The sequence below is a fragment of the Bosea vaviloviae genome, assembly GCF_001741865.1.
Taxonomy (GTDB): domain Bacteria; phylum Pseudomonadota; class Alphaproteobacteria; order Rhizobiales; family Beijerinckiaceae; genus Allobosea; species Allobosea vaviloviae.
The window spans coordinates 4019373-4036182 of record NZ_CP017147.1 but is presented as its reverse complement, the minus strand read 5'-3'; the positions used below and the strand labels follow the sequence as shown (position 1 = coordinate 4036182).

7 protein-coding genes are annotated in these 16810 nt (G+C 66.6%); all 7 read left to right on the top strand.

The window, feature by feature from the left end:
* The first annotated feature begins 200 nt into the window (after positions 1–200).
* The 7 genes from BHK69_RS18485 (at position 201) to BHK69_RS18455 (ending at position 16782) form a co-directional block, all read left to right on the top strand.
* Positions 201–1406, top strand: a complete 1206-nt coding sequence (locus BHK69_RS18485) for a polysaccharide biosynthesis/export family protein (RefSeq protein WP_069691374.1) — start codon at positions 201–203, stop codon at positions 1404–1406.
* 31 nt (positions 1407–1437) lie between these two features.
* Complete coding sequence (locus BHK69_RS18480) at positions 1438–2847, top strand: mannose-1-phosphate guanylyltransferase/mannose-6-phosphate isomerase (protein WP_069691373.1); 1410 nt, start codon at positions 1438–1440, stop codon at positions 2845–2847.
* 10 nt (positions 2848–2857) lie between these two features.
* Positions 2858–3517 carry a hypothetical protein gene (locus tag BHK69_RS32670; RefSeq protein ID WP_069691372.1) on the top strand — a complete coding sequence of 220 codons (660 nt, stop codon included), beginning with the start codon at positions 2858–2860 and terminating at the stop codon, positions 3515–3517.
* A 3-nt stretch (positions 3518–3520) separates the two neighbouring features.
* Positions 3521–4369: a methyltransferase, TIGR04325 family gene (locus tag BHK69_RS18470; protein ID WP_069691371.1), complete on the top strand. Its 849-nt coding sequence runs from the start codon at positions 3521–3523 to the stop codon at positions 4367–4369.
* Between the two features lie 166 nt (positions 4370–4535).
* Entirely contained in the window at positions 4536–6587 is a 2052-nt protein-coding gene (locus BHK69_RS18465) for an amino acid adenylation domain-containing protein (protein WP_069691370.1), read from the top strand.
* Positions 6580–14520, top strand: coding sequence for a hybrid non-ribosomal peptide synthetase/type I polyketide synthase (locus BHK69_RS18460; protein ID WP_069691369.1), 7941 nt, complete (start codon positions 6580–6582; stop codon positions 14518–14520). The genes BHK69_RS18465 and BHK69_RS18460 overlap by 8 nt, the downstream gene beginning before the upstream one ends.
* A 6-nt stretch (positions 14521–14526) precedes the next feature.
* Positions 14527–16782 (top strand): condensation domain-containing protein, encoded by a 2256-nt coding sequence (locus tag BHK69_RS18455; protein ID WP_069691368.1) that lies wholly within the window; start codon positions 14527–14529, stop codon positions 16780–16782.
* Positions 16783–16810 lie beyond the last annotated feature (28 nt).

Sequence of the window (16810 nt, the reverse complement as noted above, 5' to 3'; positions counted from 1 at the left end):
TCCTGAGATCTGCCTGGGCAGGACGGTCGGAGCTGACCTTGCACGCCTCAACTGATCAACGGGAACCTCGTCCCGCGTCCGGAACACCCGCCCATCCCGGCAGGTCGGGACGACGCGGCCTGCGGTATTCCCTTCTGGCGCTGCTCGCCTACCTGTTCTTCGCGGCGCCAAGCTTCCTCACGGGGCCAAGCTTCCTCACGATGCCAAGCGCGTCGGCGGCGGAACGCGAAGCGGCCGAAACGCTCTCGATCGGCGACAAGGTCACGATCTCCGTCTTCGGCCAGTCGGATCTCTCCGGCGACTTCGTGCTCGATGGCGCAGGCGCGGTGAACATGCCCCTGGCTGGGCGCATCCGGATCGGTGGACTGACCGCGCCCGAAGCGGAGGGACGCATCCGCAGTGCGCTCATGGATGGCTATCTTCGCGACGCCGTCGTCAGCCTGCGGATCGCCGAACTGAAGCCCGTCTACGTCATGGGCGAGGTTCGCTCGCCGGGGACCTATCCTTTCCGGCACGGCCTCAGCGTCCTGGGAGCCATAGCGCTGGCCGGCGGCTATCGCGTCGGCGACGAGTCGCTCGCCGTTCTCAGGTCCGAGCTCCTGCTTGCAGACGAGCGCGAGCAGCTGCTCGGCACATCGCTCCAGACGCTGACGGCGAGACGGCTCCGGCTGGAGGCCGAGCGCGACGGCGTGAAGCAGCTCGCGCCGCTGGCTTCGCGGACGTCGGGCAGCGCCCAGATCATGGCTGGAGAGCAGGAAATCCTCGATTTCCAACACCGTGCGCGCGAGGGCGAGCGCGAATTGCTGAGCCAGCAGGTCGCACGGCTCGCATCCGAAAAGACCGCTTTGACGGAGCAGGCCGAATTGGCCAGGCGCCAGGTCGATCTGACACAAGAGCAGTCGTCCGAGTACAACAAGCTCGCCGCGACCGGCAATGCGCTGCGAACCGTTCAGGTCGAGCGCGAGCGTGAACATGCCCGCACGCGCAGCGACGCCGCCCGCATCAAGGCCGAGCTCGCCAAGAACGAAACGGCACTGGGCGAGCTGACGCTCCGGCTGAGGGAGCTCGACACGACCTATATGCGCCGCGTCGTCCTCGAGCTCCAGGAAACACGGCAGAAGATGCTGGAGGTCGAGCGCAGCATTCCGACCGCGCGCGAAATCGCCGAGAGCCGACGCCGCAGGCTGGCCGCCAGCGAGGGCTCCGGCGCCGCGACCGACTGGGACCTCCGGATCACGCGCCAAACCGGCCTCGCACCGGCGACGATCCAGGCGAGTTTCGAAACCTCCCTGCAGCCGGGTGACATCATCCAGATCACTCCAAAGCGGGAGCCGATCGAAAGCAAGCAATCCGGCGAGACTCAGACGAGCATTCGCTCGCTCACGGGCTTTGCCAGCCGGCAATGACCACGTCGCCACCCCGCCGAGAGGATCCCACATGCCTTCGAAGATACGTCCGATCATCATGTGCGGCGGCGCCGGGACAATGCTATGGCCGACATCCCGCAACTCTCTCCCGAAGCAGTTCGCCATGCTCCTCGGTGAGCGCTCGACCTTCCAGGACACCGTCCTGCGGCTGCGCCACAAGCTGTTCGACCGGCCGATCATCCTGACCAACCATACTCATCGCGTCCTGGCAGAGAAGCAGCTCGCTGAAATAAGCGCCTCGGCTGATATCGTGCTCGAGCCCGAGCGGCGCGACTCCGGGCCTGCCATCCTTGCCGGTTGCATGGTCGCGGCAAGCCAGGACGCGGACACCACCGTCCTCGTGGTCGCCTCCGACCATGTCGTTACCGATCCAGCCGCTTTCCGGAGCGCCGTCGCGAACGGCCTGTCCGCCGCCCGCGCCAGGCGCCTCGTCACGTTCGGGATTACGGCGCGCCATGCCTGCACGGAGTATGGCTGGATCGAGCCCGGGGTCGTTCTCGAGGGCGAAGCCCGACGTGTCGAACGCTTCGCTGAGAAACCCGATGGACACCGTGCCGCGGAATACCTCCTCAAAGGCTGGCTCTGGAACTCGGGCAACTTCCTGTTCGGCGCCAAAACCCTGATCGAGGAATATCGCTCCTTCGAACCGGCGACAGTGAAGGCGGTCGAAGCCGCCCTCGCGAACGGACGAGACGAGGATGGCGCGTTCGCGCTGGCCCTGGCCGATTTCGTGAAGGCTGAGAAACGTTCGATCGATTTCGCCGTCATGGAGCGCACGGAACGAGCCGCTGTCGTCGCGACCTCATGCGGCTGGTCCGATGTCGGGAACTGGGACGCCCTATGGGCCTTGAGCGACCATGATGGCAGCGGGAATGCCCGCCGCGGCAATGTCGAGCTGTTCGATGCGCATAATTGTCTGGTCTCGACCGACGGGCCGATGACGTCCGTCCTCGGCGTGGAAGATCTCATCGTCGTCGCGAGCCGGGATGCCGTTCTTGTCGCCGACCGCAACCGCGCAGCGGAGGTCAAGCAGGTCGTCGAGCTGCTTCGCAGCAAGGGCTGCAGCCAGGCCGAGACACATGCGAGCGTTCAGTATGCCTGGGGCTCCTACCAGATCGTCGATTCCGGCGAGGGTTTCCAGGTCAAGCGGCTCGTCGTCGCTCCCCGAGGGCGCCTGTCGCTGCAGAAGCATCGCTTCCGATCCGAGCACTGGGTGGTGGTCCGTGGCACAGCCACCGTGACCATCGACGAGACGATCGGTCGCTTCGGCAGGAGCGAGCACATCTTCATCCCGCTGGGAGCCGCCCATCAGCTGGAGAACAGCGGTATCGAGCCGCTTGAACTCATCAGCGTCCAGAACGGAAGCTATCTCGGCGAAGACGACGTCATTCGCGTCGACGCCGCCCAACATTGGGTCTGAAGATGAGGCGATGAACCGAAGCTATAATCCTGCAGCGGATCTCGAAGCCAACGCCGCAGCCGGCGGTGATTCCGCCGCAGGCGATTGGGAGCGCATCTTCGCACACATGGAGGCCGCTTTGGCAATGTCGGAGAACCCTGCTCGGCAAGACCGCGACGGCGAGCGCTCCCGCGTGGGCTTGCCAGCGGTCCAGCACTCGGCCTTCGCAAAGCATTGGCTGGCAGTCGACGAAGGCGGCGTCGAACTGATGACGGCGGCGTTCGGCGCGCCTGCCAGACAGGCGCAACGACGGATTGCACCCCTTTCCATCTCGCATGATCGGCCGGCGCTCCAACCTGCGCCGCGAACGCGTCACATCGCTCCGCAGCCGACCCGTCTGCGGGCGACGGTGATCCTGTTCCTCCTCGCGTTGACGATTCTTTTCGTTCAACCCGCAATGCGTCTGTTCGCTCGCGCCATCACGATGCGAGCGGACGCAGGCGGCCAGGGCGCGGTCTTCGTCCGAGAGCAGTTTCCGATCCGATTGGATTGTTCAATTGCTCTAGCTCTTTGTTTTGACGCGTTTTCTTCACGCGAACCGGCATCCACTTCGCTCGAAAACGCTCTGGGCGAAGCGGAGCCCATCATCTCCGACATCCGCCGGGTGCCGGTCTCCGGGATGGGAGCGTGACGGATGACGGCGATGGCGGCCTGGAACCAAAGGCTGCTCCCGGCGGTTCGCTGGCTTCCAGCCGGTACGGCGATGCGCCGCTGGCTCTACCAGACCCGCTTTCGAGCCGGCAAATATCACTGCGGCTATAGCGGCGTGTACGGGGGGTTCGAGGCAGCCCGCCTTGCACTTCCGCCGGGCCTGGCCGGCTTCGACCACGACGCGATGGCAGACATCGACCACTACACCACGACGGCTGGCGGCTTCGAGCCGATGCCGGCGACCGAATACCCGGTCCTGTTCTGGTTGCGCGAAGCCCTGGACGAAGGCGCCCGGACGCTCCTCGACCTCGGTGGTTATGTCGGCCACGCCTTCCGGCAATACGACCGCTATCTCGCCTTCCCGGAGGATTTTCGCTGGACCGTCTTCGATGTCCCCCGGATCACGGAGGCAGGTCGGGCGCTCGCAGGCAAGGAAGCCGCCCAGCGCCTGCGCTTCACCAACGCCGTCGACGAAGGTTGCGGGATGGATATCCTGCTCGCGGCAGGCTCGCTGCAATATCTGTCCGAGAACTATCTTCAAGACAGGTTGAGCGCATGGGCGGATCGCCCGCGGCACGTGATCGTGCAACGCACGCCGCTTCACGCGCGACGCTCCTTCGTGACGATCCAGGCCGTGATCACGCGAGCACGGCAAGTGGCGTTTTGCCCCTATAGCGTGGCGGAACGCGCCGGGTTCATCAACGGCATGCTCGCGCTCGGCTATCAGCTCGTGGATTCATGGGAGAAGCCGCGCAGCCTGGATGTACCGTTTCATCCGGAATGCCATGTCGAGACCTATTCGGGGCTCTATTTCCGGTTGAAGGCCTCGTGAAACGGTAGAGCCGGCCACTTTCGAGCATCGCTCTTCTGCGGAGACCTGCGCGATAGGGATCGTCGGGCGCTGTCCAGTTGCGCGGAACGCGCTGACTTATGGGAAGATGGTGTTACTCCAACTGCTCCCATTTTGTCGCGCGGTCCTGGCGCATAGCCTTCCCTCCATGACCAAGATCCTCGACAGAACCGCCCCCTGCCGCACGCAGGATCGCGGCCAGGCGCAAGCACCGGCCGAGGCCGCTCTCATTGAGGCGGCCATCCCGGCGCAAGCGCCGTTATCCGACAGGCCCGCAAGCGCTGCGGCCCCAGTCGAAGCCGAGACCCTCGTCACCCTGTTCTCCGCTCGGGCCGCCGCACAGCCGCACCATGTCGCGCTGTCGCTCGGCTCGGCCAACCTCTCCTATGCCGAACTCGGCGGCCGCGCCGACGAACTGGCGGATCGGCTGGTCGCGATGGGGGCCAAGCCTGGCGCCATCGTCGGGCTCTGCCTTCCGCGCTCGCTCGAGCTGATCGTGGCGATGCTCGCCATCCTGAAGAGCGGCGCCGCCTATCTGCCGCTCGACCCCGCCTATCCCGGCGAACGCCTTGCTTTCATGGTCGAGGACGCCGATGCCTCGATCATCGTCGCGACATCCGATTGTGCCGGCTGGCTGCCGCCCGGCCGGCGCTGGCTCGATCCGCATGATCGCGCAGACGCCGATGCGGCGAGGCATCCGCTGCCCAAGAATCTACTGACCCGCCATCTGCCGGCAGCCAGCGACCTCGCCTATGTGATCTACACCTCCGGCTCGACCGGGCGCCCGAAAGGCGTCGCCATCGAACACGCCGCCGTCACGCGGCTGTTCAGCGCGACGCAAGCCTGGTTCGCCTTCCACCCTGGCGATGTCTGGACCTTGTTCCATTCCGTATCGTTCGACTTCTCCGTCTGGGAGATCTGGGGAGCACTCCTCTATGGCGGGCGCCTCGTGATCGTGCCGGAAGGCACGACGCGCGACCCCACTGCCTTCCTATGCCTTCTCGCCGATGAAGGCGTCACGGTCCTCAACCAGACGCCGTCCGCGTTCGCAGCCCTCGACCAGGCCGATCGCGATCGTTCGGGGCGCGACCGGCTCGCGCTGAGACTCGTCATCTTCGGCGGCGAGGCTTTGGACCCCAGGCGCCTGGCCGGTTGGTACGAACGGCGCGGCGAGCACGCGCGTCTCGTCAATATGTACGGGATCACCGAGACCACGGTTCACGTCACCTATCGTCCCCTGTCGCCGGCCGAAACCACGCGGCGCTCGAGCCCGATCGGCCGAGCGATTCCAGACCTCGACATTCTGCTGCTCGACGGCGACACCATGCGGCCGGTTCCCACGGGCGAGATCGGCGAGATCTTCGTCGCAGGAGCGGGGCTGGCACGCGGCTATCTGAACCGGCCCGACCTCACCTCCGCGCGCTTCGTGCCGCACCCCCACAGGCCGGGCGCCCGGCTCTACCGCTCGGGCGACCTGGCCCGCCAGACCGGCGAGAGCGAGTACGAGTATCTCGGCCGGGCCGACCAGCAGATCAAGATTCGCGGCTTCCGTGTCGAGCTCGGCGAGATCGAGACGGCGCTCCTGTCGCATCCCGCGGTCAGGCAGGCTGCGGTGCTGCTGCGCGCCAATAGCGGCGGGCATGATCGCCTCATCGGCTACCTCGTAACGGAGGGCGGCGAACGTCCCTCGCCCGTCGCGCTGAAAGCCCATCTCGTCTCGATCCTGCCGGATCACATGGTGCCGACGGCCTTCATCTTCGTGTCCCATCTTCCGCTGACGGTGAACGGCAAGCTCGATCGGGCAGCGCTGCCCGAGCCGGACCGGTCGCGGCCGGACACTGCCGCGCCCTATTGCGCGCCGCGCAGCGCGCTGGAGCGGCAGCTCGCAGAGGTCGTCGCCGATGTCCTCCAGATCGACCAGGTCGGCATTGACGACAATTTCTTCGATCTCGGCGGCAATTCGCTGCTGATGGCCGAACTCCACCGACGCCTTGTCCGTGACATGGCCCATGACATGACGGGGCTCGGCTTGATCGATCTGTACCGCCGCCCGAACCTGCGCGCCCTGGCCGGTCACCTGACACCGGCCGGCCACGGCACGCTCGGCGCCCTCGCCGCAGCGCGTGAACGTGGTCTCCGCTCACGCGGGCTGACGCTATCGTCGCTCGGTACCGCGCCGGCCGGCGGTTCCCATGAGTGAGCCCCTCCCCCGCGGCGCCATCGCGATCATCGGCATGGCCGGTCGCTTTCCTGGCGCGGCCGATATCGGTGCGTTCTGGCAGAATCTTCTGAACGGGGTGGAATCCATCACCCGGATCGACCCCGCCGCGCTCGAGGACAGTTTCGATGCGGCGACGCGCGCGCTGCCGAACTATGTCCCGGCCCGATCCCTCCTCGAAGGCGTCGAACTGTTCGACGCTCCCTTCTTCGGCATGCTGCCACGCGAGGCCGCAGTCACCGATCCGCAACAGCGCCTGCTGCTGGAATGTGCCTGGGAAGCGCTCGAGGATGCGGGCTACGATCCCGCCAGACCCGGCCAGTGCATCGGCGTCTTCGCCGGCGCGACATCCAGCACCTATCTGCTGCACAATCTGTTTCAGGATCGCGCCGCCGTCGCCGACTACACGTCGAGCTTTCAGGTCGGTAACCTTTCGATGCTGGTCGGTTCCGCCTCGGATTTCACCGCGACGCGCATCGGCTACAAGCTCGGTCTCACCGGCCCTTGCGTCGCGGTCCAATCGGCCTGCTCGACCTCGCTTCTGGCCGTCGCCCAGGCCGTCCAGAGCCTGCTTAACCACGGTTGCGACATGGCCTTGGCGGGCGGCGTCTCGATCACCTTCCCGCAGCGGCGAGGCTATCTCGCCCAGGATGGCGGCATGGTCTCGACGGACGGCCATTGCCGCGCTTTCGACAGTAGCGCCAATGGCACGGTCTTCGGCAGCGGCGCCGGCATTGTGGCGTTGAAACGGCTGGAGGATGCCGTCGCCGACCGCGATCACGTCTACGCCGTCATCCGCGGCGTCGGCCTCAATAATGACGGCGCCGGCAAGGTCGGCTTCACGGCTCCGAGCGTCGACGGTCAGGCGGGGGCGATCGTCATGGCCCATGCTGCCGCCGATATCGACGCGCGCTCCATAGGCTATGTCGAATGCCACGGCACCGGCACACCGATGGGAGATCCGATCGAGGTCGCCGGGCTGACCTCCGCCTTCCGCTTGACGACAGAGGATCGCGGCTTCTGTGCGCTGGGCTCCGTCAAATCCAATATCGGCCATCTCGATGCGGCAGCCGGTGTCGCGGGCCTGATCAAGGCCACGCTCGCGGTCGCGAACGGAACGCTGCCGGCGAGCCTGCATGTCACGCAACCCAACCCTGCGCTCGATCTGCCGAACAGCCCGTTCTTCATCGCCGATCGCCAGCAGGACTGGCCGGCCGGGGAAGGACCGCGCCGTGCGGGCGTCAGCGCCTTCGGTGTCGGCGGGACCAATGTCCATCTCGTGCTGGAGCAGGCGCCCGCGACCGAAGCGGAAGCCCCGGCACGCAGCAGCCAGATCCTGACGATTTCGGCCCGGAGTGCAGCGGCGCTCGGCCAGGCGCGGGACCGGCTCGCGCAGCATCTCGACGCACACCCCGAACAGAGCCTCGCCGACATCGCTTTCACCTTGCAGACGGGACGGCGCCATTTCGCCCATCGCACCGCCGTGGCCGGCAGCAGCCATGGCGAGGCCGCCGAAGCGCTGCGCAAGCAGAATACCGCACGCATTGCAGCGGTAACCGGCTCAGGCGACCTCGTCTTCATGTTCCCGGGACAGGGCTCGCAATACCCGCAGATGGCGCGAGAACTCTATGCCGGAGAGCGGGTCTATCGCCGGACGGTCGATCTTTGCTGTGAGATCTTGAAGCCCCGGCTCGATTTCGATCTGCGCAGCCAGCTCTATCCGAGCAATGGCGGCGCCGATCCGGAGCGCCTCTCGGCGACCGTGCTCGCCCAGCCCGCGATCTTCACTGTCGAATATGCTCTCGCACAGCTTCTGGCGAGTTGGGGCCTGCGTCCTGCCGCGATGATCGGCCACAGCGTCGGCGAGTTCGCGGCGGCCTGCCTCGCCGGCGTCTTCTCGCTCGAGGATGCCCTGTCGGTCGTCGCGACGCGCGGCCGCATGATGCAGGATCTGCCGGGTGGGGCGATGCTGGCCGTGCGCCTGCCCGATGCCGAGATTGCGGCGCTGGCTCGTCACGGCATCTCGGTTGCGGCGGTCAACGCCCCCGGCATGAGCGTGCTCGCCGGTCCGTTCGAGGCGATCGAGGCACTGGAAGCGGAGCTTGCGCAGCGCGAGGTGACGCATCGCCGGCTGCTGACCTCGCATGCGTTCCACTCCGGCATGATCGACCCGTTGATCGAGCCGTTCACCGAAGCGGTCGCGGCCATCCGCCTCAATCCGCCCGAGCTGCCCTATGTCTCGGGTGTCAGCGGCGATTGGATCACCGCCGAACAGGCGACCGATCCGTCCTATTGGGCCAGGCATGCCCGCGAGCCTGTCCGCTTCGCCGACGGTATCGCCACCCTGATGCGCGAGTTGTCTCCCGTACTGCTCGAGGTCGGCCCCGGTGCCGCGCTGGCGAGCTTCGCGCTGCAAGGGGCTGGCGCCGGCCGCGCCGCCATCTCCTGCCTGCCGGCAGTGCAGGGCGACGCCGGAGAGATGCTCGCGGCCGCTCTCGGGCGCCTCTGGAGCGCCGGCATCGCGCCGGATTGGACTGCCTATCACGGCGAAGGCAGCCGCAGACGCGTCTCCCTGCCGAGCTATCCTTTCGAGCGCAGCCCTCACTGGGTCGAGGCTCCCGCAGCCTCCACCGGAGGCGTGCCGGCCATACCCGTCTCCCCCCTCGACAATCTTCATCAAGGTCAACCTGATCAGGAACCGGCCATGGACAGCCAAGCTGATGTCGACCTCCTCCTGGGTCGTTCGGGCCTCGGCACCCGCGTCGCCGCCATCTTCGAGAACCTGTCGGGCCGGGCCTTCGGCGAAGCCGAGACCGGCGCGAGCTTCCTCGAGCTCGGCTTCGACTCGCTGCTGTTGACACAGGCTGCCCAGAGCCTGCAGACGACGTTCGGCGTACAAATCCGCTTCCGGCAGCTTCTCGACGATCTTCCAAGCGTCGACGATGTAGCACGCCACATCGCCGCGCTTCACCCGCAGGACATCGCGCAGCCTGCCATCATCGTGCAAGCTGCGGCGAAGGCTACGCCATCCCCTGCCCCATCCCTTGCTTCGCCCGCTGCCCCGCCCGCTGCCGCCATCGACGTCAGCCGGCCAGACGGCTCGGCTATCGACGCGCTGATGCGCGAGCAACTCGACGCGATGTCGCGTTTGATGGAGCGTCAGTTGCAGGTCTTGAGCGGCCAGGCGGCAGTGCCTGCCAGCGCAAAGACGGCACCGCCCCTGCAGGCCTCATCAGCGATTGCTCCCGCTCCCGCTGCGCCGAACGCGGCGGCCGCTGCCGGCCCGGCGACACGGCTCCGGCCGCTGATCCGCGCGGGCAATGAGGCGCTCACCGAGGCGCAGCGCGCGCATATTGCCCAGCTGACAGCGCTCTATGTCGGCAAGACCCCGAATTCGAAGCGGCTCGCGGACGAGCATCGCCCGATGCTCGCCGACCCGCGCACCGTCTCGGGTTTCGCCGCGGACTGGAAGGAGATGGTCTATCCGATCGTCGCCGCACGGGCGAAGGGCGCCCAGATCTGGGATGTCGACGGCAACGTCTATATCGACTTGGTCAATGGCTACGGCCAGACCGCCTTTGGCCACGCCCCAGATTTCGTCGTCGAGGCCGTTCAGGCCCAGCTTGCCGAAGGCTTTGCCATTGGGCCGCAATCACCGCTCGCGCACGAGGCGTCCAGGCTGTTTTGCGATCTCACCGGCCATGCCCGCGTCGCCTTCTGCAATACGGGCTCCGAAGCCGTGATGGCCGCGATACGCGTTGCCCGCACCGTGACCGGCCGCGATCGCATCGTCGCTTTTGCGGGCGCCTATCACGGCCAGTTCGACGAGGTCTTGGTCCGGGGTGTCGGCGCGGGCGAGCAGCGCCGCTCCGTGCCCGCCGCGCCGGGCATCCCGGCGGAGGCCGTCGGCCGCATGACCGTGCTGGACTATGGCACGGATGAAAGCCTCGCCTGGCTCCGCGAACACACTCACGAGCTTGCCGCCGTTCTCGTCGAACCCGTGCAGAGTCGGCGGCCCGGATACCTGCCCGCCGACTTCCTCAAGGCGCTGCGCGCGATCACCGAACAGGCCGGCACGGCGCTGGTTTTCGATGAGGTCGTGACCGGATTCAGGGTCCATCCAGCCGGGGTGCAGGCGCTGCTCGGGATCCGTCCCGATCTATCCACCTATGGAAAGGTCGTCGGTGGCGGCCTGCCCGTCGGACTGCTGGCGGGGACGCCACGCTTCATGGACGCGCTCGACGGCGGCGCCTGGCGTTTCGGCGACGACAGCGCGCCCGAGATCGGCGTCACCTTCTTCGCGGGAACCTTCGTCAGGCACCCGCTCGCCCTGGCGGCGACCGTCGCCGTGCTGAAGCATGTCAAGGACAAGGGGCCGGCGCTCACGGAGGCGCTGACCAACCGCATGCAACATCTGGCTGAGGATCTGAAGCGCGCCTTCGCGGAGGTCGGCTGGGACGTACCGATCGAAAGTTATGGCAGCGTTCTCTATTTCGAACCGGGCCGCGACCACCGGCTGGGCAGCCTGCTGCATTATCACCTGCGGGCCCGTGGCATTTTCATCCAGGAGCACTATCCGTGCTTCCTGACGACGCAGCACGGCGATGCCGAAATCGCCGCGATCGTCCAGGCTTTCCGCGAAAGCCTCCAGCTCATGCGGCGGGACGGGATGCTGCCTGGCGGCGCTGTCGAAAGCCACGCGGCGGAGTTTCCCATCGCGCCTTCCGAGAGCGAGTTTCCTCTCACGGAGGCCCAGACAGAAATCTGGCTTTCGGCTCAGACCGGAGCCGAGGCCAGCGCCGCCTTCAACGAATCCATCAGCCTGACGCTCGAAGGCGACATCGACGCGCCCCGCCTCGCCGAGGCGGTCAGGCAGGTCGCTGCCCGGCACCCTGTCCTCCATGCCAGGTTCTCCGGGGATGGCGAGACGATGCAGATCGCGCCATCGGGCAGCTTTCCGGTCACCATGAGCGATCTGCGCGGCGAACCCGATCCGCAAGAGGCCCTTCGCGCCACGATCGAGGCCTATGCCGGCCGACCCTATGATCTCGTGCAGGGCCCGGTGGCGGAAGCAGAGATCATCCGGCTCGGCGATGACCGGCATGTGCTGATCCTGTCGGCGCATCACATCGTCTGCGATGGCTGGTCGACGAATGTCCTGCTCGACGAGATCGCCACGGCCTATCGCTCCGGCGCCGGCGGCCTCAAGCCCCCGATGCCCTTCGCCGAATATGCGAAGCTGACGCGCCAGGACCCGCGCGTCAATGAGGCCGGAACCTACTGGGCCGGGACGTTCTCGGACCTTCCCGCCCCGCTCGAATTGCCGACCGATCGGCCGCGGCAGGCGCCGCGCAGCTTCCGCGGCGGCACGCGCACGAGCTTCATCGACGCGGAGCTCTATCGTCAGGTGAAGGCGGCCGGCGCGCAGCGCCGGAGAACCCTGTTCGCCACGCTCTTCGCCGCTTTCCAGGTCCTGCTGCTGCGGCTCTCGGGCGGGCGCGACCTCGTCGTGGGCGTTCCCGCCGCCGGGCAATCGCTGCTGGAGGGTCCCACGCCGGTCGGTCATTGCGTCAACTTCCTGCCGATCCGAGGCGCCATCGATCCGGCAGAGCCGTTCTCGGCCCATCTCGACAAGGTCGGACACCTGATTCTCGACGCCTACGACCATCAAAGCTTCACGCTCGGCGCGCTTCTGAAGCGGCTGCGCGTCCCGCCCGTCTCGGGCCGGCTGCCACTCGTCGAGGTGCAGTTCAATCTCGAGCGCCTGGCAGGCAATCTCGACTTCGGGCCCGGTGTCAGCGCCAGCGCGGAGCCGAACCCCAAATCGTTCTCCACCTTCGACATCTACTTCAACATTGGGGAATCCGACGACGGGCTGCGGATCGACTGCTGCTACGGCGCCGATCTCTTCGATGCTGCGACCATCGACCGTTGGCTGGGGCACTACCGCACGCTGCTCGCAGCTTTCGCTGCCAATCCCGACATGACCATAGCGACGATGCCGCTGATCGAGGGCGGAGAACGCCAGCGTCTCGTCTCGGATCTGAACGACACGCAAGTCGCCTTCCAGATCGAGGAGGGCACTGTTGCGGCCTTCGAGCAGCGGGCACAGCAACAGCCTGACGCCATCGCTGTGTCATTCGGCGATGAGCAACTGTCCTACTCCGAGCTGAACGCGTGGGCGAACCGCATCGCGGCCGAGCTCATGGCAAGGATCGACACGCCAGAGAGCCGCGTCGGGCTCCTGATCGCGCGTTCCCCGGCGCTTGTCGCCGCTATGCTGGGTGCGCTCAAGGCCGGCTTCCCCTATGTGCCGCTCGACCCGATGATGCCCAGCGCCCGGCTCCTGACGATCCTGAGGGACTCGGAAGCCGTTGCGCTTCTGACCGCCGGTCCGCCGGATACGACCGTCCTCGACCCTGACGAAGGCATTATGTCGATCGATGTGGACCAGACCGATCGCAAGCTCGCCGGCATCAGGACGGCGCCGGTTTCGGCCGGTCACCTCGCCTATGTGATCTATACCTCTGGCTCCACCGGAGCGCCAAAGGGCGTCGAGGTCACTCATGGCGGCTTGTCGAACCTTCTGTTTGCGATGGCAAACGAGCCGGGCTTTGCCAGCACAGACACCATGCTCGCCGTCACCACGGTGACGTTCGATATCGCGGCGCTGGAGCTGCTGCTGCCGCTGATCCGGGGCGGCCGGGTTGCCATCGCGACCGCCGAGGAGGCGAAGGACGGAACGGAACTTCTGGCGCGGCTGGAACAGAGCGGCGCCACCGTTCTGCAGGCGACGCCGATGACGTGGCGGCTCCTGCTGGGAGCAGGCTTCCGCTCGCATCCGGGCTTCCGCATGCTCTGCGGCGGCGAAGCCCTGCCGCTCGAACTCGCCCGCAAGCTGCTCGAAGGCGGCGGCGAGCTGTGGAACATGTATGGACCGACCGAGACCACCATCTGGTCTTCGGTCGCTCGCATAGCACCCGATGACGACGTCATCACCATCGGCCTGCCGATCGCCAACACGCAGTTCTACATTGTCGATGACAATGACGAGCCCGTCGGCGTCGGCATTCCCGGCGAGCTGCTGATCGCGGGCGCGGGCCTGGCACGCGGCTATGCCAACAACCCGAGGCTCACGGCCAAGAGCTTCATCGCCAACCCGGTCGATCCGGACAGCAGCGCCAGGGCCTACCGCACCGGCGACCGCGCCAAATACCTCGCCGATGGCCGCATCCAGCATCTGGGGCGCCTCGACCATCAGGTGAAGCTGCGTGGCTACCGGATCGAGCCTGGGGAAATCGAGGCTGTCCTTGCGCGCAAGACCGGCCTCGTCTCGGCCGTGATCCTGCGCGAAGACGTCCCAAACGAGCCGCGGCTGGTCTGCTATCACGTCACTGGCGCTGAAAGTCCGCCATCAACCGAGTTGCGGGCTGTGCTGGCACAGGAGCTGCCGGATTACATGGTGCCGACGGCCTGGGTCGGCCTGCCGGCACTGCCTCTCAACTCCAGCGGAAAGCTCGATCGCGCCGCGCTTCCCGCTCCCGACGCCGACATCGCGGCGCCAAAGACCGGCAAGGTCATGCCCCGCACCCGCGTCGAGGAAACCCTGGCCCGCATCTGGTGCGACGTGCTGAGACGCGAGGATATCGGCGTTGACGAGGATCTGTTCGATCTCGGTGCCGATTCCCTCAGCATCTTCCAGATAACGGGGCGGGCGCGACGCGATGGCCTGAAGCTCGCGGCCCGGGATTTTTTCCGTAACCGGACGATCGCCAGCGTCGCGGCATCGCTTCCCGCTGAAGACGTCGTCGAACCGGCCGCCGCTCCCGCGTTCTGGAAGCGGCCATGGCGGCAAGCGCGCGACGCCGCGCAGCCAGGCGAACCGGGCGCCGTGTCACAGCGCGAGCGTGGGTGAACAACCATGGCAAACCAGTTCTCGCGTGATCCCGAAATCCATATTCGCGAACCCGACCGTATCGTGATGACGGCACGGTGCTCGTCGGCACAGGAGCGCTACTGGCAGCTCGACAGCAGGGACCCGGGTACGCCCGCGCTCAACATCGTCGTCAAATGGCGCATACGCGGCCATCTCGACGCCGCCCTCGCACAGGATGCGTTCCAGGCGATCCTGGACCGGCACGAAAGCCTCCGGACGGCTATCCAGGTCATGGATGGCCGCCCCGTTCAGGCCATAGCGGAGCATGTGTCCTTCAAACTGGTCGAGATCGACCTGTCCGGCCTGCCGGAGGCCGATCGCACCACGGAGGCCGATCGCATTGCCCAGGTCGAGGCGCGCACGGGCTTCGATCTGAGCGAGGCCCCGCTCCTGCGAGCGACGCTGCTGCGCAAGAGCCGTGCCGAGGCCGTGATCCTGGTCATCGCCCACCACATCGTCAGCGACGGCTGGTCGATGGGCATCATCGCCAAGGATTTCGTGTCCGCCTATCAGGCGCTCGGCCGCGGCCGTAAACCCGCCCTCCCCGATCTCACGCTCCAGTATTCCGACTTCGCCGAGGGAAGCCATGAGGGAATTGCCGGCGGCGGGCTCGCACGCGAGGAAGCCTATTGGGCGCACAAGCTCGTCAACGCGCTCGTCGTCGAGGTGCCGCCCGATCATCCGCGCCCTGCGACGCGCAGCACGAACGGCGCCTCGCTCTCCAGGCTACTGCCCCGCCCCTTGACCGCGAAGCTCGCCGAGCTGGCGCGCAACGAAGGCGCGACGTTCTTCGCTGCCGCCTATGCCGTGCTCCTGGCGCTGCTGCACCAGCGCACGGGCGCCTCCGACATCGTTCTGAGCACGCAGATGGCGGCCCGCGACGAGGTCGAGCTGGAAGCGATCGTCGGTCCGTTCGTCAACACGCTCGTGCTGCGCACGCAGCTCTCGGACGAGCAGGGCTTTCTCGACCTTTGCCGGGCCGCTCGCGACACATTTGAGGAAGCGGTCGATCACCACCAATGGCCATTCGACAAGATCGTCCCGATGCTGCCGACCAACGGGGACGCCAGCAGGTCGCCAATCTCGGTCAACTTCATCGTACAACGCGCTTTCATCGGCGTGCTCGCGAATGACAGCTTTCAGCTGTCGGGGATTCCCTCACCGCTGCCGGGAGCGCTCTACGACCTCAATTTCATCCTGGTCGAGCGCGAAGAAGGCTGGCGCCTGACCTGCGAATATCATCGCGATCTCTATGACGAGGCGACTGCAAGCGAGCTGGTGGCGCGGTACGAAAGCCTTGCCGAAGCCTTGGTCGCCAGCCCGACCGAGCGATTGCCCCGCCCGATCCCAACCTCCTTGCCGATCGCGTCCCCGCTTTGGCTTTCGGCGGGGCCGGCTCCGCCGCCTGTGGTCGACGCGACAGCGCTGCACCGGACCTGGCTGCAGCAGACCGGCACGCAGCCGACCCTCTTCGCGCTGAATCATACGGCCCATAATCTGCGCCTGTATCGGCCATTGTCGCATGAGCTCGGCCCCGATCAGCCCTTTGTCGCCCTGCAACTGCTCGACCCGCTCGTGGACGGCGCAGCACCGGCCTCAATCGAACAGCTGGCGGCCGCCTATTGCGACGCGATCATCGCGACCAGAGCCGAGGGACGATACCGGATCGCCGGCTTCTGCCGATCAGGCGTGATCGCGTGTGAAGTGGCCAGACAACTCGCGGCGACCGGACGCGAAGTCGACCTGCTCGTTCTGATCGACTGTTGGGCTCCAGGTTATTTCCTGCGGCAACCCTACCATGCGCGCCAGCTCTTCAAGCTGCGGCGCGCGGGTCGCTTCGCCCGGCGGTTCTGGCATGCGGGGGCGCGCAGCTTTGTGACGCGCATGTCGTTCTGGCTGCAATCGACTGCCGCCGCGCGGCGGGCGAAACGGCTGCTCTTCTGGAGAGCCGCCGACGAAGTGGCCGATGAAACTCAGTTCTGGCGCACGACGGACGAACTCGAGACATTGGTCCAACGCTACGCGCCACCCAGCTATCACGGCCGCATTCTGCTCTTCCGGAGCGAAGCGATCCCCGACGGCTGGCCACCCGACCCGGCGCTTGGCTGGACGGGCCGTTTCGCCGCCGGCACGCCCTGCTTCGCCATTCCGGGAGAAGGCCATGAGGGTGCGTTCTCGCAAGCCGGCTCGCGGATCATGGCCGAACGCATCATTGAAACGACGCGCCATAGAGCCGGATGATTTCAGATGGGCTCACGAAGTGATCCCA